Raw genomic sequence first — 22815 nt, forward strand, 5'->3', positions numbered from 1 at the left:
TGACAAGGCCACTGTGATGAAATGCGATCCTTCGCTTCTTCTCCCTGCCAAGCCTGCCGTGAAATCCCGCCTGCTCCGCCAATTGCTGTTACCGCCACTGATCATCCTGCTGATGGTCGGCCTGGGAATGGCTGGCTACCTGATCAGCGAGAGCAGCGGCATCCGCACCCTCAGCGAAAACGGCGAGCGCCAGCTGGAGCTGCACGCGCGCACGGTCGAGAGCGAAATCAGCAAGTACACCTACCTGCCGAGCCTGCTGGAGCTGGAAGACAGCGTCTCGCACCTGCTCACCGACCCTGACGGCGGCTCGCGGCAGACCGTCAACGAATACCTCGAAGGCCTGAACCGGCGCAGCCGCAGCCGGGCCATCTTCGTCCTCGACACCAACGGCCGTGTCCAGGCTACCAGCAACTGGCGCGATGCCGACTCGTTCCTCGGCGAGGACCTGTCGTTCCGGGCCTACTTCCAGACTGCCGTGCGCGGCGAACCCGGGCGTTTCTACGGTATCGGCAGTACAACCGGCGAGGCCGGCTATTACCTGGCCCACGGCCTGGAGGAACACGGCAAGATCATTGGCGTGGCGGTGATCAAAGTGCGCCTGGACACCCTCGAGGAGCGCTGGCAGCGTGCCCGCCTGGAGGCGTTCGTCAGCGACGAGAACGGCATCATCATTCTCTCCAGCGACCCTGCCCGGCGCCTGAAGTCGGTACGCCCGCTGACCCCGCAGATCAAGGAGCGCCTGGCTCGCAGCCTGCAGTACTACTGGTGGCCGCTGAACGAACTGCAGCCGCTGGCACGGGAGACCCTGGCCGATGGTGTGGAAAAGCTGACCTTCCCGGCCAACAGCGAAACCGCACAGGGCAAGGCCCGCGAAATGGCCTACCTGGCCCAGACCCGGCGCCTGGTCGACACGCCCTGGCATTTCACCCTGCTGACCCCGCTGCAGGACCTGCGCCGCGAATCCATGGTACAGGGCATCCTGGCAGGCGTGGCCTTTGCATTGCTGGCGATCCTCGGCATCGCCTGGAACGAACGGCGCAAGGTCATCGCCACTCGCCTGGCAGCCCGCGAGGCCCTGCAGGAAGCCAACAGCCAGCTGGAACGACGGATTACCGAACGCACGGCCGACCTGCGTGCCAGCAACGAACGCCTGAAGGGCCAGATTCGCGAGCGCCGGCATGCCGAGCAGACCCTGCGTCACGCCCAGGATGAACTGGTACAGGCTGGCAAGCTGGCCGCCATCGGGCAGATGTCCACCAGCATTGCCCACGAACTGAACCAACCGCTGGCCGCGCTGCGTACGTTGTCCGGTAACACCGTGCGCTTCCTCGAACGCGGGGCGCTGGAAACCGCCAGCACCAACCTGCGTACCATGAACGACCTGATCGACCGAATGGGCCGAATCACCGCCAGCCTGCGCTCGTTCGCCCGACGCAGTGACGACAGCGGCCAGGCTTCGCTGGCCAAGGCAGTGGACGCTACCTTGCAGGTGCTGGCCAACCGCATCAGCGCCTGCCACCTGCAGCTGCACAATCAGTTCGAGGACCAGCAGCTGGCCATCGACCAGACCCGCCTGGAGCAGATCCTGGTCAACCTGATCGGCAACGCCCTGGATGCCATGGCCGCCCAGCCGCTGCCGCAACTGTGGCTGGAAGGCGAGCTGCAGGGCGACAAGTACCGTTTGCAGGTGCGCGACAATGGCCACGGCATCGACGCCGAGGCGCGCAAGCACCTGTTCGAACCTTTCTTCACCACCAAACCGGGCGAACATGGCCTGGGCCTGGGCCTGACCCTGTCGGCGAGCCTTGCCGCCGCCGCCAAGGGCAGCCTCAACGTCGAGCACCCCGCCAGCGGCGGCACGGCCTTCGTCCTGGCCCTGCCCCTGGTCTCACCCCCTAGCGAATCGGCAGAGCACCCATGAACCAAGCGCCTCTTACCGTCCTGATCGTCGAAGACGACCCGCATGTGCTGCTCGGCTGCCAACAGGCGCTGGCCCTGGAAGACATCGCCTGTGAAGGTGTGGGCAGCGCCGAGCAGGCGCTGGAGCGCATCGGCGACGACTTCGCCGGCATCGTCGTCAGCGATATACGCCTGCCGGGCATCGATGGCCTGGAGCTGCTCAACCGCCTCAAGGCCCGCGACCGCAGCCTGCCGGTGGTACTGATCACCGGCCACGGCGATATCGACATGGCGGTGGGCGCCATGCGCAATGGCGCCTACGACTTCATGGAAAAACCCTTCTCCCCGGAGCGCCTGGTCGACGTGGTGCGCCGCGCCCTCGAACAGCGCGGGCTGTCGCGCGAAGTGGTGGCCCTGCGCCGCCAGTTGGCGGAGCAAAGCAGCCTGGAGGGGCGCATCATTGGCCGTTCGCCGGCCATGGAGCACCTGCGCGAGCTCATCGCCAACGTCGCCGATACCTCGGCCAACGTGCTGATCGAAGGCGAAACCGGTACCGGCAAGGAACTGGTCGCCCGCTGCCTGCACGACTTCAGCCGTCGTCAGGGCCAGCCGTTCGTGGCACTGAACTGTGGCGGCCTGCCGGAAAACCTGTTCGAAAGCGAGATTTTCGGCCACGAGGCCAACGCCTTCACCGGTGCTGGCAAACGCCGCATCGGCAAGATCGAACATGCCAATGGCGGCACGCTGTTCCTCGACGAAGTGGAGAGCATGCCGATCAACCTGCAGATCAAGCTGTTGCGTGTGCTGCAGGAGCGCACCCTGGAGCGGCTGGGCTCGAACCAGAGCATTCCGGTGGACTGCCGGGTGATCGCCGCCACCAAGTCTGACCTGGATGCCATGGGCCAGAGTGGCCAGTTCCGCAGCGACCTGTATTACCGGCTGAACGTGGTGACACTGGAGCTGCCGCCGCTGCGCGAGCGCCGCGAAGATATCCTGCAGCTGTTCGAACACTTCCTGCAGCAGTCGGCCCTGCGCTTCGACCGTGAAACACCTGCGCTGGACAGCCAGACCCTGTCGCGCCTGATGGCCCACGACTGGCCGGGCAACGTGCGTGAGCTGCGCAACGTCGCCGAACGCTATGCCCTCGGCCTGCCTGCGTTCAAGAAAGGCCCCAGCGGTGGTGCCAGCCAAGGCTTGGGCTTTGCCGAGGCGGTGGAAGCGTTCGAGCGCAACCTGCTCAGCGATGCCCTGCAACGTACCGGTGGCAACCTGAGCCAGGCCAGCCAGGAGCTGGGCATGGCCAAGACCACGCTGTTCGACAAAGTGAAGAAATACGGCCTCGGCTGACCTCAACCCAACCTGGAAAGACAACGTGGACCTGGTATTCAAAGCTGCCCTGGGTGCTGGTGTGGTGGTGCTGCTGGCGGTGCTGTCGAAGACGCGCAATTACTACATCGCCGGGCTGGTGCCGCTGTTCCCCACCTTCGCCCTGATTGCCCACTACATTGTCGGCAAGGGGCGCAGCATTGCCGACCTGAAGACCACCATCCTGTTCGGCATGTGGTCGATCATTCCGTACTTCGTGTACCTGGCGACCTTGTATGTACTGGTCGACCGCATGCGCCTGGAGGCATCGCTGGCGTTGGCCACGGTGGCCTGGCTGATGGCGGCGACCGTGCTGGTGACCTTGTGGGTGCGGATGCACTGAGGCAGGTCGGCTGACGCGGTCCGTGTAGGAGCGGCCTTGTGTCGCGATGGGGCGCGTAGCGGCCCCCGATTTCAGCTTAGCCGCGAATATTGCCGGGGCCGCCTTGCGGCCCTTTCGCGACACAAGGCCGCTCCTACAGGGGATCGCATCAGCCTGGAAGCATGGAAATTCACAGCCCTGCGATATGCGTGACATCCTGCCGATGTGCCTGCAGGTAGGGCAACACCGCCCCCAGCAACGGCGCCTTGAACGGCTCCTGGAAGCGGTGCGCCAACCCCGGTATCAAGCGCAGCTGGCTGCCCTGGATATGCGCCGCCAGGTGCACGCCATGCATCACCGGCAGCAACGGATCGGCCGTGCCATGCACTACCAGGGTCGGCACCCGCAACTGGTTAAGCAACTCGACCCTGCTCGGCTCGGCCAGTATCGCCATGATCTGGCGCTTGGCCCCTTCAGGGTTGAACGCCCGGTCGTAGGCCACGGCCGCTTGCTGCAGCAAGGCCGCACGGTCGTCACGCACCTCGGGGCTACCCAGCGCCGCCAGCAGATCAGCCTGCTGCTCGATGGCCACTTCGCGGTTCGGCGCGCTGCGCCGGGCCAGCAACTGCACCAGCGCCGGATCCGGCGCCGGCAACCCCGCCGCCCCTGAACTGGACATGACCAGCGTCAGGCTGCGCACGCGCTCGGGCGCCATGGCAGCCAAGTGCTGGGCAATCATGCCGCCCATGCTAACCCCCAGCACATGAAACTGGCGCACGCCCAACGCATCCATCAAGCGCAGGCCATCGTCCGCCATGTCGGTCAGCGTATAGGGCGCAGCCACCGACAGGCCCAGCTTGTAGCGCAGCAGTTCGACCGTCAGGTTGGCCGTCGGTGGCAACTGGTTCCAGCGTGACAGGCCGACATCGCGGTTGTCATAGCGGATCACCCGAAAGCCCTGGCGGCACAACGCTTCGACCACGTCGTCCGGCCAGTGGATCAGCTGCCCGCCAAGGCCCATCACCAGCAGCAAGGCCGGGTCGCGTGGCGCACCGACGCTCTGGTAGACAAGGCTGACCGCGCCCAGCTCGGCCCGCTGCACCGGCACGTGGGCGTCACAACGCTGTTCAGCGAAACTTGCAGGTACGCCGAATACAAAGAAAAGAAAAAGCCAAAAAGCCCGCATGAAAGAAACACCAGAATGCAGATCCCCAGTAGAGCGCGAGTCTGATGAATTCTGTTCGGGCGCGCTGCCACAGTTCAGTGACAGTTTGATGACTCCCGCCAGGCGGTGCGGCGGTACGCCTAGTCGACAGGCGCGGCAACATGAGGGAAACTCAACTCATTCCCTGTTTCCTCAAGTCCACACACCGGAGTCAGCTGTGCTGGAGATCCGTCACCTGAAAACCCTTCATGCCCTGCGCGAGGCCGACAGCCTGGTGGAGGCCGCCGAGCGCCTGCACCTGACCCAGTCGGCGCTGTCGCACCAGTTCAAGGAGCTGGAAGAGCGCCTGGGCCTGCCGCTGTTCGTGCGCAAGACCAAGCCGATCCGCTTCACCAGCGCCGGATTGCGTCTGCTGCAACTGGCCGATGCCACCCTGCCGCTGCTGCGCGGCGCCGAACGTGACATCGCGCGCCTGGCCGGCGGCACCGCCGGTCGTCTGCACATGGCCATCGAATGCCACAGCTGCTTCCAGTGGCTGATGCCGACCATCGACCAGTTCCGTGACGCCTGGCCGGAGGTGGAGCTGGACCTGGCCTCCGGCTTTGCCTTCGCCCCACTGCCGGCCCTGGCCCGCGGCGACCTCGACCTGGTGGTGACCTCCGACCCGCTGGACCTGGCGGGCATCACCTACGTGCCGCTGTTCACCTACGAGGCGATGCTGGCGGTGGCCAACCAGCATCCGTTGGCCAGCAGGCCCTACATCGTGCCGCAGGACCTGCTCGACCAGACCCTCATCACCTACCCGGTGGAGCGCGACCGCCTGGACATCTTCACCCGCTTCCTGGAGCCAGCCGACATCGAGCCCGCCGCCGTGCGCACATCGGAGCTGACGGTGATGATGATGCAACTGGTGGCCAGTGGCCGTGGCGTGTGCGGCATGCCGCACTGGGCGCTGCACGAGTACAGCTCGCGCGGATATGTGAAGGGCAAGCGCCTGGGTGAGAAAGGCCTGTTCGCCACGCTTTATGCCGCCGTGCGCACCGACATGCTCGATGCGCCATATATGCGCGACTTCTTGCTGACGGCCAAGGACACCTCGTTCGCCACCCTCGATGGTGTCAGCGCGGTGCGCTGACGGCCTGGCGGTATAGCGGCAGGATCAGGTCGCGGGTCAGGGGTGCCAGCTGCATGGCGGGTACCTGGTCTGCGGCCAGCCACACCACCTCCTCGATCTCCGCGGCCGGCAGCACGGCTGCGGCGCTGTCGACACGGAACAGTTCGGCCTGTACCTCGAAGCCCGGCTCGTTGGCGGCCGGGGCGCTGAACTGGCCCAGGTGCACGGCCTGGGCCGGGTCGATGTGCAGGCCCAGTTCCTCATGCAGCTCGCGCACCAGCGCCTGCACGGGTGTTTCGCCAGCATCGATCTTGCCACCGGGCTGCATGAAAGCCTGGGTGCCGCGTTTGCGTACCAGCAGTGTTCGGCCTTGGGGATCGATCAGCAGGGCCGCGGCGATGCGGATGGTGTTGGGCATGGGGGCTCACCTGAAACAATGGCCGGGGAGGATCCCATGGGGGTCATTGCCCTGACAAGGCCAGTGTCTCCTGTGCCGGCCTGTTCGCGGGTAAACCCGCTCCCACAGGTGCACCACAAGGTCAGAGAGCGGCGCAGTACCTGTGGGAGCGGGTTTACCCGCGAAGAGGCCGGCACCAGACGAACGGCCCCTTGCCAACCCGTCCCACACCCTCCATAACCAACACATGAACCTGCCCGCCAAACACCACCCGGTGCTCGAGCTGTTCCACCCCGCCGTGCGCACCTGGTTCCGTCGCCACTTCGCCACGGTGACCGATGCCCAGGCCCAGGCCTGGCCGTTGATCCATGCGGGCCAGTCGATGCTGCTGGCCGCACCGACCGGCTCGGGCAAGACCCTCAGTGCGTTCCTGGCCGTACTCGACGAACTGTTCCGCCAAGGCCTGGAGCACCAGGGCGAGCTACCAGCGCAAACCCAGGTGGTCTACGTTTCGCCACTCAAGGCGCTGTCCAACGATATCCGCCTGAACCTGCAAGCCCCGCTCGAAGGCATCAGCCAGGCCATCGCGGACCAGGGCCTGAACGCCCCGCGCATCACCACGGCCGTGCGCAGCGGCGACACTCCGCAGAAGGAGCGTGCCGCCATGCGCAAGCTGGCGCCGCACATCCTGGTGACCACCCCCGAATCGCTCTACGTGCTGATGGGCTCGGCTTCTGGCCGTAAAGGCCTGGCCAGCGTGCACACGGTAATCGTCGACGAAATCCATGCCCTGGCCGGCAACAAGCGCGGCGCCCACCTGGCACTGACCCTGGAGCGCCTGCAGGCCCTGTGCAACCGGCCGTTGCGGCGCATCGGCCTGTCGGCCACGCAACGCCCGGTCGAACGGGTGGCGCAATTTCTGGTCGGCAACGGCCGCCCCTGCGCAATCGTCGATGTCGGCCATGCTCGGCAGCGCGACCTGGCCATCGAGGTGCCGCCAGTGCCGCTGGGTGCAGTGATGGCCACCGATGTCTGGGGCCTGGTCTATGACCGCCTGGCCACCCTGGCGCGCGAACACCGCACCACCCTGGTGTTCGTCAACACCCGGCGACTGGCCGAGCGCATCACCCGCCACCTCAGCGACCGGCTGGGCAAGGAGGCGGTTGCCGCGCACCACGGCAGCCTGGCCAAGGAACTACGCCTGGACGCCGAACAACGCCTTAAGAATGGCCAGTTGCAGGTGCTGGTGGCCACCGCATCGCTGGAGCTGGGCATCGATATCGGCGACATCGATCTGGTCTGCCAGATCGCTTCACCAGGTTCGATAGCGGCCTTTCTGCAGCGGGTCGGCCGCGCCGGCCACCAGGTCGATGGCGTGCCAAAGGGCCGCTTGTTCCCGACCTCGCGTGATGACCTGATCGAATGCGTGGCCCTGCTCGACTGCATACGCCGGGGCGAACTGGATGAACTGCACATTCCCCGGGCGCCGCTGGACGTGCTGGCCCAGCAGATCGTCGCCGAAGCCAGCAACCAGCCCTGGCACGAACGAGCCCTGTTCGACTGCCTGCGCCAGGCCACGCCCTATGCCGAACTCGACCAGCAACATTACCAGGCCCTGTTGCGCATGCTCGCCGAGGGCTACAACGGCCGCCAGGGCGTGCGCAGTGCCTATCTGCACCGCGATGCGGTGAGCGGCACCCTGCGTGGCCGCCGCGGCAGCCAGCTGACCGCCCTGACCAGCGGCGGCACCATCCCCGACAACGCCGACTACGCCGTGCTGCTCGAACCCCAGGCGCTGAACATCGGCAGCGTCAACGAAGACTTCGCCGTGGAAAGCATCGCCGGCGACATCTTCCAGCTTGGCAATGCCTCCTATCGAATCCTGCGGGTCGAGCCAGGCCGGGTGCGGGTGGAGGATGCCCATGGCCTTCCACCGACCATTCCATTCTGGCTGGGCGAAGCGCCGGGGCGCAGCGACGAGCTGTCCGCCGCGGTGGCCCGGCTGCAGGCGCAGATCGACCAACAGCTGGCTGACAACAACCAGGCCGAGGTGCTGACATGGTTGCAGGCCACCTTCGAACTAGGTGAAGACGCCGCCGGCCAGTTGCTCGACTACCTGGCCCGCACCCGCGAAGTGCTTGGTGCCCTGCCCTCGCAGGACACGCTGGTGATGGAGCGCTTCTTCGATGAGTCCGGCGGTACCCAGTTGATCATCCATTCGCCCTACGGCAGCCGCATCAACCGCGCCTGGGGCCTGGCCCTGCGCAAGCGCTTCTGCCGCACCTTCAACTTCGAGTTGCAGGCGGCGGCCAGCGAGGACGCCATCGTGCTGTCGCTGTCCTCCAGCCACAGCTTCGAACTGGACGACGTGTGGCGTTACCTGAATAGCCGCAACGCCGAGTCGATCCTTGTCCAGGCACTGCTCGATGCGCCGCTGTTCGGCGTGCGCTGGCGCTGGAACGCCAGCGTGACCATGGCCTTGCCGCGCTTTGTCGGCGGTCGCAAGGTGGCGCCACAGATCCAGCGGATGAAGAGTGAAGACCTGATTGCCGCCGTGTTCCCCGACCAGATCGCCTGCCTGGAGAACATCGTCGGCGAGCGGCAGATTCCTGATCATCCGCTGGTCGAGCAAACCCTCGACGACTGCCTGCACGAGGCGATGGACAGCGAAGGCTGGCTAGCACTTTTGCGGCGCATGGAAAGCGGCACGGTACGCCTGCTGTGCCGCGATCTGCCCGCCCCTTCGCCGTTGGCGGCGGCCATCCTCAATGCACGGCCATATGCCTTCCTGGATGACGCGCCACTGGAAGAGCGTCGCACGCAGGCAGTGCTCAACCGGCGCTGGAACGAGGTGCAGAACGGCGACGACCTGGGCGCGCTGGACGCCGATGCGATTGCCGCCGTGACGGCCGAGGCCTGGCCGCAACCGCGCAACGCCGACGAAATGCATGAAGCGTTGATGGGCCTGGGTGTCATCAGCCAGGACGAAGTGCAGGGCAATGCCGGCTGGGAGCTGCTGCTCAGACAATTGGCCAAGGCTGGCCGGGCCTTGCGCCTGGTGGATGAAAAACTGTGGCTGGCACGCGAGCGGTCGAGTCTGCTGCAGGTGCTGTATCCCGGCTCCCGGCTGGAACCTGCGTTGCAGGTACTGCCAGGCTTCGATCAGGCCATCGAGCCGGACATTGCGCTGGTCGAACTGTTGCGAGCCCGCCTGAGCGGCCATGGCCCGCTGACCCGTGCGCAGATTGCGGCAGCACTTGGCAAGCCGCTGCCGGCCATCGAACAGGCCCTGGCCCGCCTGGAGGCCGAAGGCTATGTGCTGCGTGGGCATTTCAGCCCCGGCGCAAGCGAACTGCAGTGGTGCGAGCGCCATTTGCTGGCGCGCATCCACCGCTACACAGTCAAACGCCTGCGCCGGGAGATCGAGCCGGTCAGCCTGCAGGACTTCGTGCGCTTTCTGTTCGACTGGCAGCACCTGGCTGACGACACGCGCCTGCGCGGCCCGCAAGCCGTGGCCGAGGTACTTGGCCAGTTGCAAGGGTTCCCGAGTGCAGCCGGAGCCTGGGAGGCCGAACTGCTGCCGGCACGTATCAAGGACTACAGCCCGCACTGGCTCGACGATGCCTGCCGTAGCGGACAGTTTGCCTGGAGCCGGCTGGCGGCGACCGTGTCGAGCAACACCTTGTCGAGCACACCACTGGTGCTGCTGCCGCGCGAGCATCTTGGGTTGTGGCGCAGCCTTGCCCCCGTACCCGCCCTGGATAGCCTCGGCGCACGGGCGCAACGCGTCCACGAGGTGCTGAACGCACATGGCGCGCTGTTCTTCGACGAGCTGGCACACGACGCCCACCTGCTGCCCAGCGAACTGGAGACGGCCTTGCAAGAGCTGGTAGGTGCAGGCCTGGTGGGGGCCGACAGCTTCACCGGCCTGCGCAGCCTGATCACCCCGGCGGCGAAACGCACATCGCGCAACAGCCGACGCGGCCACCCGCCGCTGTCCAGCAGCATGTCCCATGCCGGGCGCTGGGCCTTGCTGCGCAGGGGCACTGTAGACGACAGCCAGCGCCTGGAGCACATCGCCCGGGCCCTGCTTCGGCGCTATGGCGTGGTGTGCTGGCGCCTGCTGGAGCGCGAAAGCGATGTGCTGCCGCCCTGGCGCGAACTGCTGCGCTGCTATCACCGGCTGGAAGCGCGTGGCGAGATTCGTGGCGGGCGCTTCATTGCCGGGCTGGCCGGCGAACAGTTCGCCTTGCCGGAGGCGGTGGGGCTGCTGCGGCAGGTGCGGCGGCGTGAATTGGACGGGGCATTGGTGGTGGTGAGTGCCAGTGACCCACTGAACCTGGTCGGGTCTTTGCTGCCGGGGGCAAAAGTGCCGGCGGTGAGCGGCAACCGCCTGCTGTACCGCGACGGGGTGCCAGTGGCGATGCGGGTGGCAGGGCACTATTCGTACCTGGTCGAAGCGCCGGCACAAGAGCAGGAAAGCTGGCGGCAGAAGCTGCTGCGCGACACTATCTGAATCCCTTGTTGCTGACTTCAGGGCATGCACAGCACCTGTAGGAGCAGCCTTGTGCTGCGAAGAGGCCATTATTGCCGAAGACAATCTGTTTCCCTATTGGCCTCTTCGCAGCACAAGGCTGCTCCTACAAAAGCCCGTGTTGGCCTGAAGACTATCGCCAGGCTCTGCGAGAATGATTTTCGCTACCCCGATTTTAATTTGCACAGCCGAGCAACTTGGCTATGGTCGGGGTTTGCCCCAGGCCCTGAGCCTGACCGCGCCATCGCAAGGACCCTGTATGAGCCTGTCACTTCTCAGTCGCTATGCCTTCTTCGCCGCCTGTGTGCTGTTCACCCTGGCGAGCCTGCCGTTCACCCACCACGAATGGCTGTGGCCGTTCACCCTGAGCACCGGAATCCTCAGCCTCATCGGTCTGTTCGACCTGTTGCAGCAACGCCACGCAGTACGCCGCAACTATCCGATCCTGGGCAACATCCGCTATCTGGTCGAGGCCATTCGCCCGGAAATTCGCCAGTACCTGCTGGAGGCGGACAGCGACGCCCTGCCGTTCTCCCGCGCCCAGCGCTCGCTGGTTTACGCAAGGGCGAAGAACGAAGCCTCGGACAAACCATTCGGCACCCTGATCGACGTGTACGAGTCCGGCTTCGAATTCATCGGCCACTCCATGCGCCCGGCGCCATTGGCCGACCCGGCAAGCTTCCGGGTCATCGTCGGCGGGCCGCAATGCAGCCAGCCATACTCAGCGTCGATCTTCAACATATCGGCGATGAGCTTTGGCTCGCTCAGCGCCAACGCCATCCGCGCGCTCAACCAGGGCGCCAAGCTGGGCAACTTCCACCATGACACCGGCGAAGGCAGCATCAGCCCCTATCACCGCGAGCATGGCGGCGACCTGGTCTGGGAACTGGGCAGCGGCTACTTCGGGTGCCGCACGCCAGACGGGCGCTTCGACCCCGAACGCTTTGCCGCCCAGGCACGCAGCCCGCAGGTGCGGATGATCGAAATCAAGATGAGCCAAGGCGCCAAGCCCGGCCATGGCGGCATCCTGCCCAAGCACAAGGTGACCCGGGAAATCGCCGAAACCCGTGGTGTGCTGATGGGCGAAGACTGCATATCGCCGTCGCGCCACAGCGCCTTCTCCACACCCATCGAGATGATGCAGTTCATCGCCCAGTTGCGTGAGCTGTCTGGCGGCAAACCGGTAGGTTTCAAGTTCTGCCTGGGCCACCCGTGGGAGTTCATGGGCATCGCCAAGGCCATGCTGGAAACCGGCATCCTGCCCGACTTCATCGTCGTCGACGGCAAGGAAGGCGGCACCGGCGCGGCGCCGGTGGAGTTCACCGACCACATTGGCGTACCGCTGCGCGAAGGGTTGCTGTTCGTGCACAACACCCTGGTTGGCCTGAACCTGCGCGACAAGATCAAGCTGGGCGCCAGCGGCAAGATCGTCAGCGCGTTCGACATTGCCAGCGTGCTGGCCATTGGCGCTGATTGGGCCAACTCGGCGCGCGGCTTCATGTTCGCCATCGGCTGCATTCAGTCGCAGAGCTGCCACACCAACAAGTGCCCGACCGGTGTGGCCACGCAAGACCCTCTGCGCCAGCGTGCGCTGGTGGTGCCGGACAAAGCCCAGCGGGTGTTGAACTTCCACCACAACACCTTGCGTGCCCTGGCCGAAATGCTTGCGGCAGCGGGCCTGGAGCACCCGGCGCAGCTGGAAGCCAAGCACCTGGTACGGCGCATCTCGGCCACCGAGATCAAGCTGTTCTCGCAGATGCATGTGTTCTTGAAGCCGGGTGAGCTGCTGACTGGCGAGGTGAACGGGCAGTTCTATTCGCGCATGTGGCAATTGGCACGGGCGGACAGCTTTGAACCGAACAGCGAAGTGGCGGCCTGATAGAACCCTGGGGCTGCTACGCAGCCCATCGCGACACAAGGCCGCTCCTACAGGCGACCGCGCCAGCTGCATGGGTCGCGGTCGCCTGTAGGAGCGGCCTTGTGTCGCGAAAGGGCCGCAAGGCGGCCCCAGCCATTTCAGATCAGGAGGCAGTACTGGCCACACCCTGCGCATCTTTCGGCGCCAGGCGGAATGCGTAGTACAGCACCGTCAGCAGTACCAGGAACGCCGGGCCGATGTACAGCGCCACGCGAGTATCCTCGAAGTACGCCATCAGGCCGACCACCAGCACCAGGAAGGCCAGCGCCAGATACGAGCTCAACGGCCACAGCCACATGCGGTATTTCAGTGCCTTGCGTTCAGTGGCACTGAGGCCGGCGCGGAACTTCAGTTGCGCCAGCAGGATCATCACCCAGGTCCAGATCGCGCCGAAGGTGGCGATCGAAGTCACCCAGACGAAGACCTTTTCCGGCACCAGGTAGTTGGCCAGCACGCCCAGCAGCAGCGCACCGATCGACAGCAGCAGCGCGTTGCGCGGCACGCCGTTCTTCGACGTACGGGCGAAGGCCGCCGGGGCCTGGCCGTTCTGCGCCAGGCTGTAGAGCATGCGCCCGGTGCTGAAGATGCCGCCGTTGCACGACGACAGCGCTGCAGTGATGACCACGAAGTTGATGATGCCGGCGGCGGTCTTGATGCCCAGGCGCTCGAAGGTCATGACGAACGGGCTGCCCTGGCTGCCGATTTCGCTCCAAGGGTAGATCGACAGGATCACGAACAGCGCACCGACATAGAACAGCAGAATGCGCCAGAACACCGAGCCGATGGCCTGCGGGATGGTCTTTTGCGGGTTGCGTGCTTCACCGGCGGTAAGGCCGATCATTTCCACGCCCAGGTAGGCGAACATGACCATTTGCAGCGACATCAGCACGCCGGTCACGCCATTGGGCATGAAGCCGCCGTTGCTCCAAAGGTTGGAAATACCCACTGCCACGCCGTCATTGCCGAAGCCAAAGGCAATGATGCCGATGCCGCCAAGGACCATGGCGATGATGGTGACGATCTTGATCAGGGCGAACCAGAACTCGAATTCACCAAAGGCCTTGACGGCCACCAGGTTGACCGCCCCCATGCTGCCCAGCGCCGCCAGGGCCCAGATCCAGCGTGGTACGTCGGGGAACCAGATGCCCATGTAGATGGCCACCGCGGTGATTTCGGCAACGCAGGTCACCAGCCACAGGAACCAGTAGTTCCAGCCGGTAAGGAAGCCCGCCAGCGGGCCTAGATAGTCCTGGGCATAACGGCTGAACGAGCCGGCGACAGGGTTGTGCACGGCCATTTCGCCAAGGGCGCGCATGATCACCAGGATGGCCAGGCCGCCGATGACATAGGACAACATGATGGCGGGGCCGGCCATTTCGATGGCCTTGGCCGAACCGAGGAAAAGACCGACACCGATACAGGCGCCCAGCGCCATCAGGCGGATGTGCCGTTCGCCCAGTTCACGCTTGAGCGGGCCGCCTTCAGCGGCCTGGCCGTGGGCAGGGTGGTTGCCGACTGGCATAGCAATACAACCTCATTTTGTTATTGGATTTGACCTTCGTGCAGCACCAGCCAGGCCGATAGGCGTGGCATTGGCTTGCCGAACTGGCCTTGTGGGCCGGCCCGAGTGCCGGAATAGAGCGCCCGGCGAGGCGAAGGGGGCGAGCAGTATAGGAAGACCCTTGCAGGTTTTTTCGCTGTATAAACAGGAATATTCAGCTAGATCTCTGGGGCCGCTTCGCACCCCATTCGCAGCACAAGGCTGCTCCTACAATGGATACGCATTCCCCTGTAGGAGCAGCCTTGTGCTGCGAATGGGGCGCGAAGCGGCCCCAAATCGCCCGGCCACCATAGCAACATCGCCGTATGAAGAAACCCACACCAAAGCCGCATAGCCCTACGCCACTCTTCTCCGTCTCTTACAAATTTTTCACCTGACCCGCTCAACGTCTAAGCTTCAGACAAGCAAGACGAAAATACCTGGCCGGATAGAAGACTATGGGCGCACTGTGGCAATCGGAACCAAGCAGAACGGAAGCACCCGAGATACCTCCGGCCGAGACGCCACAACCAAAGTCCCCCCGTCAGCGTCGGCTATGGTGGCGGCTGATCATCCTCATCCTGCTGGTGGCGCTGGTTGCCATCGGCTTCGCTGCATATGACGAATTCCGCACCTCCAACCTGCAGTCGCGGGAATTCAGCAAGCTGGCCAGCACCCTCACCTATTCGCTGCAACCAGGCCCCAGCGATGCCATCGTCTACCCCGGCGAAGGGCCGTTCGACAAACGCCTGGGCTACAGCGCCCTGGGCGAATTCCTGCCGCGGCTGCTCAAGCGCGACTACCTGATCAGCGAGCAGGTGAAGTTCTCGCCGGCGTTGATGAACTACGTCGATCATGGGCTGTTCGCCCCCTATATCGAGAAAATCCAGGCTGGCCTGTCGATCACCGACTGCCGTGGCGACATGCTGTACCAGTACAACTACCCGCAACACTTGTACCCGGACTTTGCGGCGATCCCGCCGGTTATCGTCAACAGCCTGCTGTTCATCGAGAACCGCGACCTGCTCGACACCAAGGACCCGCGCAACAACCCGGCCGTGGACTGGCCGCGCTTCGCCAAGGCCGCCTACAGCCAGGTGGCCAAGTACCTGGCCCTGCCCGGCCAGTCCGCTGGCGGTAGCACCCTGGCTACGCAGCTTGAAAAGTACCGCCATTCACCGGACGGCCTGACCGTTTCCGGCGCCGAGAAGATCCGCCAGATGATTTCCGCCAGCGTGCGTGCCTATCAGGGCGGCCCTGATACAACCGAGGCGCGCCAGCGCATCGTGCGGGACTACCTCAACAGCGTGCCGCTGTCGGCAGTACCTGGGCATGGCGAAGTGCATGGCATGGCCGAAGGCCTGCGGGTGTGGTACGGCGCCGATTTCGACCAGGTCAACCAGGCCCTGAGTTCCACCGCCAGCGACCCTGAGAGCATGGCCACACGCGGCCTGGCCCTGCGCCAGGTGCTGTCGCTGATGATTGCCCAGCGCCGGCCGTCGCACTACCTGTCCAAGGGGCGGCTCGAACTGGCCGAACTGACCGACGCGCACATCCGCGTGCTGGCCGCCAACAAGGTCATCGAGCAGCCACTGGCCGACGCTGCACTGGCCAGCAAGGCGGTATACCGCGACTGGGTGGCGCAACCGACCATCGTGCCGATCGTCACCAACAAGGGCATCAGCCTGGCACGCAACCGCCTGGCAGCCATGCTCAACCGCCCGCTTTACGATCTCGACCGGCTGGATGTGTCGGCCACCAGCACCCTGCAGTCCGACCTGCAGCTGCAGGTCAGCCAGTACCTGAAAAACCTTGCCGATCCTGAATTCGCGGCGCAGATCGGCTTGATCGGCGAACGCCTGCTCACCGCCAAGACCACCGATCAGGTGAGCTACAGCTTCACCTTGTTCGAGCGCACCGCCGACGGCTCGCGGGTGCGGGTGCAGACCGACAGCACCGACCAGCCATTCGACATCAACGAAGGCAGCAAGCTGGAGCTGGGCTCAACCGCCAAATTGCGGGTGCTCACCACCTATCTGGAGATCATCGCCGAACTGCACGACAAATACGCCGGCAAGCCAGCCGCCGAGTTGAAGAAAGTCGAAGTCGCCGAACTCGACCGCATCAGCCAGTGGTCGCTGGAATGGCTGGCGCAGAACAGCAAGAACCAGAGCCTGGACGCCATGCTCGATGCCGCGCTGGAACGCAAGTATTCGGCCAACACCGGCGAAGCCTTCTTCACCGGCGGCGGCATGCATGTGTTCAACAACTTCCGCAAGGAAGACAACAGCCGCAACCCAACCCTCAAGGATGCATTGCGCGAATCGATCAACCTGCCGTTCATCCGCCTGATGCGCGACCTGGTGCGCTACGTGACCTACCAGCAACCGTACAACCGCGTGCCGCTGCTCAAGGACGACTCCGACCCGCGCCGCCAGGAATACCTGGCCCGTTTCGCCGACAAGGAAGGCACCAACTACCTGATGCGCTTCTGGAAGAAATACCAGCGCAAGACCTCGCAGCAGCGCCTGGACACCTTCCTCGATAGCATGCGCGTGACCCCGCAACGGTTGGCGGCCGTGCACCGCTACCTGTTCCCCGAGGCTGGCCAGGAAACCTTCAACGCCTTCGTCCGTGCCCACCTCAAGGGTGACAAGATCGTCCTGGGCAAATTGACCGATGGCCGCCTGTCGGAGATGTACGACGCCTATGGCCCGGGCAAGTACGACCTGCCCGACCAGGGCTATATCGCCAAGGTCCACCCACTGGACTTGTGGCTGCTGGGTTACCTGCTGAAGAACCCCGGTTCGACCTTGACCGAAATGGTCAATGCCAGCCGCTTCGAGCGCCAGGAGGTCTACGGCTGGCTGTTCAAGAGCCGCCATCAGGGCGCCCGTGACAGCCGCATTCGCACCATGGTCGAGATCGAAGCGTTCCTCGACATTCACCAGCGCTGGAAGCGCGTGGGCTATCCGTTTGACCACCTGGTGCCTTCGCTGGCCACCGCCATCGGCAGCTCGGGCGACCGCCCTGCCGCCCTCTCCGAACTGGTTGGCATCATCCAGAACGACGGCGTGCGTCTGCCGACCTTGCGTATCGACACCCTGCACTTTGCGGCCAACACGCCTTACGAGACCAAGCTGGTCACCGACCCGGACCGGGGTGTACGGATTCTGCCGGTCGAAGTGGCGCGCGCCCTCAAAGGCGCCATGTCGCAGGTGGTGGATGCGGGCACCGCGCGGCGTATTTCCGGCAGCTTCAAGCTGCAGGACGGCACGCCATTGGTAATGGGCGGCAAGACCGGTACCGGTGACAACCGCATCGAAAGCTTTGGTGCTGGCGGCCGGCTGATCGGCTCGCGCTCGCTGAACCGTACCGCCACCTTCGTGTTCTTCCTGGGTGACAACCACTTCGGCACGTTGACCGCATTCGTGCCGGGGCGCTCGGCAGAGGCCTTCAAGTTCACCTCGGCGCTGCCGGTGCAGGTACTCAAGGGCATGGCGCCGATTCTCATGCCTTACCTGCAACCGGGCAATCCGAACGAGTGCAAGCCGCCGCAGGTTGCCGTGCATACAGCCACACCGCAAGGGGACACATCGAACGAATAGATGATAATCATCTGCAATTGAGGGCTTGTCTTTAGATATATCTTGAGTAATATCTTACGATATATCGCAAACGACGGAGCCCAGCCCCCATGCGCGAACATACCCCCCATGACCCCTTCGAGCGGCGCCCAGGTCGTGGCGAACGCGGCCCGCGCGTCTTCGCTCCCGGCGACCTCAAGCTGCTGATGCTGGCCCTGCTCGCCGAGCAGCCAGGCCACGGCTACGACCTGATCCGCCAGATCGAAAACCTGTTCGACGGCAGCTACAGCCCAAGCCCCGGGGTGATCTACCCCACCCTCAACTTCCTCGAGGAGGCCGAGCTGATCAGCGGCCAGGTGCAGGGCAGCAAACGCCTCTATGCCATCACCGAAGCCGGCCGCACCGCCCTGGCCGAACAGGCCGTCGCACTGGACGGCGTGCGCATGCGCATCGAAGTCAGCAAGCGCGCCCTGCGCGGCCACGACCGCCCACCAGAGATTCATGAAGCGGTCGGCAACCTGCGCCACGCACTGCACATGCACAGCGGCCGCTGGACTCCGGAAGAAATCGAGCGGGTCCGCGACCTGCTCAACCACACCGCCAAGGCTATCGCCTCCGGGCCGGCCGAACCTGTCCCGGAGACACCCCATGAATGACACCATTCACCGCGTCAACCACGAAATCCGCCAACGCCACCTGCAGGTGCTGCGGGTCACCGAACTGACCCCGCGCATGCGCCGCATCACTCTCGGGGGTGCCGAGCTGCAAGGTTTCACCAGCGTGGGCATTGACGACCATATCAAACTGCTGTTCGCCGAAACGCCGGAGCAACAGCAGGCCATCGAGGCTCGTAACCTGGGCCGAGAAGGTGGCGCACGGCCTACCATGCGTGAATACACGCCACGGCGCATCGACCTGGTGGCCAATGAACTGGACATCGACTTCGTGCTGCACGGCGATGGCCCCGCATCCACCTGGGCCGCCCAGGCGGCACCCGGGCAAACCCTGGACATCGCCGGGCCGCGGGCTTCGATGGTGGTGCCGGACATCTTCGACAGCTACCTGCTGATCGGCGACGAAACCGCCATTCCGGCCATTGGCCGCCGCCTGGAGGAATTGCCAGCGGGCCGGCAGGTACTGGCGGTTATCCAGATCGAAGACGAGCAGGAACGCCAGCCACTGCCAAGCAAGGCAAAGGTGGAAGTGATCTGGGTACGTCGCCAACAGGAAGACTTGCTGGCGCTGGTGAAGAACCTGACCTTGCCGCAAGGCCGGTTGTACGGCTGGGTAGCACTGGAAAAAGCCCTGACCCGCCAGGCCAAGGCACTGTTGCTGGAGAAAGGTTTGCCTGAGGATGCGCTCAAGGCTGTGGCCTACTGGCGTGCCGACGGGACTTCGGACGACGAATGATTGTTTATCGCCTGCACTGGCCCTATCGCCGGCAAGCCGGCTCCCACAGGTACCCGCAGCGCTCAAGGGCTGCGCTGTCGTGCAGAGAACCAATATCGCACGTCTGACGCGTCCTTTGTAGGAGCAGCCTTGTGCTGCGAAGAGGCCGGTAGAGCCAATAGACAGGCTTTGTCAGCACCGGCCTCTTCGCAGCACAAGGCTGCTCCTACAGAACCTCGCCGAACCAATGAGTCATGTGTTGTTCTATGAGAGCTGGCTTGCCGGCGATAGGGCCAGTGCAGGTCAAGCCAATCTGTGCAGCCCCCGCCACCGATCCAGCCCCAGCAACACCAGCCCAATCCCCCAGAACCCCGCCAACACCCCCAGGGCATTGAGCATTACCTGCCCATACCCCAGGCTCGCCACGTCGATGAACGGGTAGGCATACACGCCAATCTCGCTCCCACGCCAAAGCGCGTAGGCAAAATACGTCGTCGGGTAAACCGCCCAGACCAGCAGATGCCATAGCCGCAACCTACCTTTGGGCACCTCGCACCACCAGTACAAGGCATATAGCACGGGCATCACATCGTGCAGCAACTCGTCCGCCAGCCATTGCCAGCCCTGCGGTTGCCACAAGTGACGCAAAAGCACGCTGTAGGCCAATGCCACCAGCACGATGCTGGCAGCCACTGCGGAACTCACCGAAGGCGACAGGAAAAAGCGTTTGGCACGGCCTTCCCGGCCAAACGCCGCATAACTGAGCACCGTTGCCACCAGGGTGTTGGTCAACACGGTGAAATACCCGAACACATTGATCAGGCCACCCACCAGGCTGGCCTGCTCCTGCCAGCGCGCCAGCAGCACCAGATACACCTGCACGGTCAGGCCGAACCAGCCCAGCACGGCCATGCCGGTCAGCCAGGGGCGACGCGGCATGTCAGGCCTGGCGCTGCAGCTTCACGTACAGCTGCTCGACCTTTTCCCGTGCCCACGGCGTCTTGCGCAGGAAGGTCAGGCTCGACTTGATGGTCGGGTTGCTTTTGAAGCAACGCACATCGATGCGCTCGGCCAGGCCCTGCCATTGGTAGTGCGCCACCAACTCGGTGAGGATCTGTTCGAGGGTCTTGCCGTGCAGCGCGTTGTGTTGGGCCGTGCTCATGCCAGTGCTCCGTAGGAAAGATGCGCACCTTACACGAGTGTAGTGGTGGGTGGGATCAGGTGAGTCAACAGAAAAACCGCTGGCCAGGCGCAAAACCTCTGTGCTGAAATAGAGATGTTATATTGTAACAATACAAAAGCATCTGCCAAGGAACGCCCCATCCCCATGCTGTACACACCGCTTCGCCTCTCTCCCCTCGCCGTCGCGCTCTGGCTTGCCGCACCACCCAGCCAAGCGGTTGAGCTCGAACCCCAGGTCATCACCGCCAACCCTTTGGGTAACAGCCAGCTGGCCGCCCCCAGCACCGTGCTCGAAGGCGACAACCTGCTGCAACAGCAGCACGGCAGCCTCGGTGAAACCCTGAACAAGCAGCCCGGAGTCGCCTCCACCTGGTTCGGCCCTGGCGCCAGTCGCCCGGTAATTCGTGGCCTGGATGGCGACCGCATTCGCATCCTGCGCAATGGCGTCGGCGCCCTCGACGCTTCATCACTGTCCTACGACCACGCCGTGCCGCTGGACCCGGTGACCGTCGACCGTGTCGAGATCGTCCGTGGCCCGGCCGCCCTGCTCTACGGCGGCAACGCCATCGGCGGCGTGGTCAATACCTTCGACAACCGCATCCCGGATGCCCCCATCGAGGGCATCCACGGTGCCGGTGAACTGCGCTACGGCGGCGCCGATACCACCCGCAGCAGCGCTGGCAAGCTGGAGGCCGGCAACGGTGCCTTCGCCCTGCACCTGGATGCCAACAGCCGCCAGTTCAACGACCTGCGCATCCCCGGTTACGTGCGCAGTTCCAAGGTGCGCGATGCCGACGAACCCGGCAGCAAGCACCGCCTGGAAAACAGCGACGGCCGCCAGGACGGTGGCGCCGTGGGTGGCGCCTACCATTGGGACCACGGTTACGCCGGCCTGTCGTACAGCCGCTACGAAAGTAACTATGGCTCGGTGGCCGAGCCAGGTGTGCGCCTGGACATGAAGCAGGACCATTACGCCTTCGCCTCCGAGCTGCGCGACCTGGACGGCCCGCTCACTTCGATCAAGGTCGATGCTGGCTACACCGACTACGAGCATCGTGAAATCGAAGAAGGCGAGGTCCACACCACCTTCAGGAACAAGGGCTATGAAGCACGTATCGAAGCTCGCCACCAACCGCTCGGGCCGGTAGAAGGCGTGATTGGTGCCCAGGTCAGCCGCAACGAATTCTCCGCGTTGGGCGAGGAAGCCTTCGTCCCGCACACCGACACCGACAGCCTGGCGCTGTTCATGCTGGAGCAGTGGCAAGCCACCGAGCGCCTCAACCTGAGCCTGGGTGCACGCATGGAGCACACCCGGGTCGATCCGGATGCCAAAGGCAACGAGAACTTCGCCGACGCCGACAGCGCCAGCAGTTTCAACGCCTTCAGTCTGTCTTCCGGGGCGGTGTACCAGCTCGACCCGGTCTGGTCGCTGGCCGCCAACCTCGGCTACACCGAGCGCGCCCCGACCTTCTACGAGCTGTATGCCAATGGTGCCCACGTGGCCACCGGAGCCTTTGAAGTCGGCGATGCCACCCTGAACAAGGAAAAAGCCGTTTCCGCCGACCTGGCCCTGCGTTTCGACAACGGCACCCACAAGGGCAGTGTCGGGGTGTTCTACAGCCACTTCCGCAACTACATCGGCCTGATCAGCACCGGCAACATCCGCGAGGGGCATGACCACGATCATGATGAGGATGACCACGACCATGATCACGATCATGACCACGGCGGTTTCCCGGAGTACCAGTATCAGGGCGTGCGGGCGCGATTCTATGGCATCGAGGCCCAGGATCGCTGGCAGCTGGCCGAGAACCGTTACGGCAGCTTCGCGTTGGAAGTGTCTGGTGACTACACCCGGGCCAAGAACCTGGACAGTGGCGAGCCGCTGCCCCGCATCGCCCCGCTGCGCCTGAACAGCGGCCTGGTCTGGGAGCTGGACCACTGGCAGGCGCGGGTCGACGTGCAACACGCTGCGTCTCAGCATCGCAAACCGGCCAACGAAACCAGCACTGATGGCTATACCACGCTAGGGGCCAGCGTTGGTTACCGCTTCGAAGTTGGCCAGAGCCAGTGGCTGGCGTTTGTGCGCGGCGAAAACCTGACGGACCAGACCGTGCGCTATGCCAGTTCGATCCTGCGCGACATCGCCCCGGCGCCGGGGCGTAGTGTGGAAGTGGGTCTGCGTACCACCTTCTGATTGCAAATCAGTATCTGTGGGAGCGGGCATGCCCGCGAAGAAACCGACGCGGTGGATGGCACCGGCTCCGCCGGTGTTCGCGGGCGCGCCCGCTCCCACAAAAGAGCTCGCAAGCTCTGGACTGTTGCCATATCAACAACAATCCACTGCGACAATTTGTCTTTTTTTCTTACAACTTCCCCTATATCCTCCCCGCCGCAAGCTGA

15 protein-coding genes are annotated in these 22815 nt (G+C 64.4%); 10 read left to right on the forward strand and 5 right to left on the reverse strand.

Annotation, left to right across the window (positions count from 1 at the left end; genetic code table 11):
- The first annotated feature begins 16 nt into the window (after nucleotides 1–16).
- From WM94_RS02535 to WM94_RS02545, 3 genes are read left to right on the forward strand one after another with little or no spacing between them, the layout of a single operon-like run.
- Nucleotides 17–1921, forward strand: coding sequence for an ATP-binding protein (locus WM94_RS02535; protein ID WP_044047147.1), 1905 nt, complete (start codon nucleotides 17–19; stop codon nucleotides 1919–1921).
- Nucleotides 1918–3246, forward strand: a complete 1329-nt coding sequence (locus WM94_RS02540; protein ID WP_013973972.1) for a sigma-54 dependent transcriptional regulator — start codon at nucleotides 1918–1920, stop codon at nucleotides 3244–3246. Before WM94_RS02535 ends, WM94_RS02540 begins: the two co-directional genes overlap by 4 nt.
- A gap of 25 nt (nucleotides 3247–3271) precedes the next feature.
- The gene (locus WM94_RS02545; protein ID WP_013973973.1) at nucleotides 3272–3607 is read left to right on the forward strand and encodes a GlpM family protein; all 336 of its coding nucleotides are present in this window, start codon (nucleotides 3272–3274) and stop codon (nucleotides 3605–3607) included.
- Nucleotides 3608–3776: 169 nt separating this feature from the next.
- On the opposite strand, the gene WM94_RS02550 is transcribed toward WM94_RS02545, so the two are convergent.
- Nucleotides 3777–4772: an alpha/beta fold hydrolase gene (locus WM94_RS02550; RefSeq protein WP_024087669.1), complete on the reverse strand. Its 996-nt coding sequence runs from the start codon at nucleotides 4770–4772 to the stop codon at nucleotides 3777–3779.
- 196 nt (nucleotides 4773–4968) lie between these two features.
- On the opposite strand from WM94_RS02550, the gene metR reads away from it, so the two are divergent.
- Nucleotides 4969–5886, forward strand: a complete 918-nt coding sequence (metR, locus tag WM94_RS02555) for a transcriptional regulator MetR (protein WP_061550359.1) — start codon at nucleotides 4969–4971, stop codon at nucleotides 5884–5886.
- On the opposite strand, the gene WM94_RS02560 is transcribed toward metR, so the two are convergent.
- Entirely contained in the window at nucleotides 5870–6283 is a 414-nt protein-coding gene (locus tag WM94_RS02560; RefSeq protein ID WP_013973975.1) for an NUDIX domain-containing protein, read from the reverse strand. The two genes, metR and WM94_RS02560, sit on opposite strands and share 17 nt — an antisense overlap.
- 226 nt (nucleotides 6284–6509) lie before the next feature.
- On the opposite strand from WM94_RS02560, the gene WM94_RS02565 reads away from it, so the two are divergent.
- Both WM94_RS02565 and WM94_RS02570 read left to right on the forward strand, forming a co-directional pair.
- A complete protein-coding gene (locus WM94_RS02565) occupies nucleotides 6510–10778 on the forward strand; it encodes a DEAD/DEAH box helicase (protein WP_061550360.1) in 4269 nt (1422 codons plus the stop codon).
- 277 nt (nucleotides 10779–11055) lie between these two features.
- Entirely contained in the window at nucleotides 11056–12675 is a 1620-nt protein-coding gene (locus tag WM94_RS02570; RefSeq protein ID WP_015271581.1) for an FMN-binding glutamate synthase family protein, read from the forward strand.
- A 142-nt stretch (nucleotides 12676–12817) separates the two neighbouring features.
- Here the strand turns inward: WM94_RS02570 and WM94_RS02575 are convergent, their stop codons facing one another.
- Nucleotides 12818–14236: an amino acid permease gene (locus WM94_RS02575; protein ID WP_061550361.1), complete on the reverse strand. Its 1419-nt coding sequence runs from the start codon at nucleotides 14234–14236 to the stop codon at nucleotides 12818–12820.
- 476 nt (nucleotides 14237–14712) lie between these two features.
- On the opposite strand from WM94_RS02575, the gene WM94_RS02580 reads away from it, so the two are divergent.
- From WM94_RS02580 to WM94_RS02590, 3 genes are all read left to right on the forward strand, one after another.
- Nucleotides 14713–17862 carry a transglycosylase domain-containing protein gene (locus WM94_RS02580; protein ID WP_061550362.1) on the forward strand — a complete coding sequence of 1050 codons (3150 nt, stop codon included), beginning with the start codon at nucleotides 14713–14715 and terminating at the stop codon, nucleotides 17860–17862.
- A gap of 89 nt (nucleotides 17863–17951) precedes the next feature.
- Nucleotides 17952–18497, forward strand: coding sequence for a PadR family transcriptional regulator (locus WM94_RS02585; RefSeq protein WP_061550363.1), 546 nt, complete (start codon nucleotides 17952–17954; stop codon nucleotides 18495–18497).
- On the forward strand, nucleotides 18490–19251 hold the full coding sequence (locus WM94_RS02590; protein ID WP_061550364.1) for a siderophore-interacting protein: 762 nt from the start codon (nucleotides 18490–18492) through the stop codon (nucleotides 19249–19251). The genes WM94_RS02585 and WM94_RS02590 overlap by 8 nt, the downstream gene beginning before the upstream one ends.
- A gap of 282 nt (nucleotides 19252–19533) precedes the next feature.
- Here the strand turns inward: WM94_RS02590 and WM94_RS02595 are convergent, their stop codons facing one another.
- Together WM94_RS02595 and WM94_RS02600 are read right to left on the reverse strand one after the other, a co-directional pair.
- Entirely contained in the window at nucleotides 19534–20169 is a 636-nt protein-coding gene (locus WM94_RS02595) for a Pr6Pr family membrane protein (protein ID WP_061550365.1), read from the reverse strand.
- 1 nt (nucleotide 20170) lies between these two features.
- Nucleotides 20171–20392, reverse strand: a complete 222-nt coding sequence (locus tag WM94_RS02600; RefSeq protein ID WP_003252112.1) for a VF530 family DNA-binding protein — start codon at nucleotides 20390–20392, stop codon at nucleotides 20171–20173.
- Between the two features lie 165 nt (nucleotides 20393–20557).
- On the opposite strand from WM94_RS02600, the gene WM94_RS02605 reads away from it, so the two are divergent.
- Complete coding sequence (locus WM94_RS02605) at nucleotides 20558–22609, forward strand: TonB-dependent receptor (protein WP_061550366.1); 2052 nt, start codon at nucleotides 20558–20560, stop codon at nucleotides 22607–22609.
- Nucleotides 22610–22815: the final 206 nt, after the last annotated feature.

Origin of the sequence: Pseudomonas sp. ABFPK (genome assembly GCF_001586765.1) — a bacterium.
Lineage (GTDB): Bacteria > Pseudomonadota > Gammaproteobacteria > Pseudomonadales > Pseudomonadaceae > Aquipseudomonas > Aquipseudomonas asiatica.

Bases quoted from the DNA above. Each gene is read 5' to 3' on its own strand.
- WM94_RS02590 (WP_061550364.1), top strand. From the start codon at position 18,490: ATGAATGACACCATTCACCGCGTCAACCACGAAATCCGCCAACGCCAC.
- WM94_RS02575 (WP_061550361.1), bottom strand. From the start codon at position 14,236: ATGCCAGTCGGCAACCACCCTGCCCACGGCCAGGCCGCTGAAGGCGGC.
- WM94_RS02565 (WP_061550360.1), top strand. From the start codon at position 6,510: ATGAACCTGCCCGCCAAACACCACCCGGTGCTCGAGCTGTTCCACCCC.
- WM94_RS02570 (WP_015271581.1), top strand. From the start codon at position 11,056: ATGAGCCTGTCACTTCTCAGTCGCTATGCCTTCTTCGCCGCCTGTGTG.
- WM94_RS02595 (WP_061550365.1), bottom strand. From the start codon at position 20,169: ATGCCGCGTCGCCCCTGGCTGACCGGCATGGCCGTGCTGGGCTGGTTC.
- WM94_RS02585 (WP_061550363.1), top strand. From the start codon at position 17,952: ATGCGCGAACATACCCCCCATGACCCCTTCGAGCGGCGCCCAGGTCGT.
- WM94_RS02540 (WP_013973972.1), top strand. From the start codon at position 1,918: ATGAACCAAGCGCCTCTTACCGTCCTGATCGTCGAAGACGACCCGCAT.
- WM94_RS02560 (WP_013973975.1), bottom strand. From the start codon at position 6,283: ATGCCCAACACCATCCGCATCGCCGCGGCCCTGCTGATCGATCCCCAA.
- WM94_RS02605 (WP_061550366.1), top strand. From the start codon at position 20,558: ATGCTGTACACACCGCTTCGCCTCTCTCCCCTCGCCGTCGCGCTCTGG.
- WM94_RS02600 (WP_003252112.1), bottom strand. From the start codon at position 20,392: ATGAGCACGGCCCAACACAACGCGCTGCACGGCAAGACCCTCGAACAG.
- WM94_RS02535 (WP_044047147.1), top strand. From the start codon at position 17: ATGAAATGCGATCCTTCGCTTCTTCTCCCTGCCAAGCCTGCCGTGAAA.
- WM94_RS02550 (WP_024087669.1), bottom strand. From the start codon at position 4,772: ATGCGGGCTTTTTGGCTTTTTCTTTTCTTTGTATTCGGCGTACCTGCA.
- WM94_RS02580 (WP_061550362.1), top strand. From the start codon at position 14,713: ATGGGCGCACTGTGGCAATCGGAACCAAGCAGAACGGAAGCACCCGAG.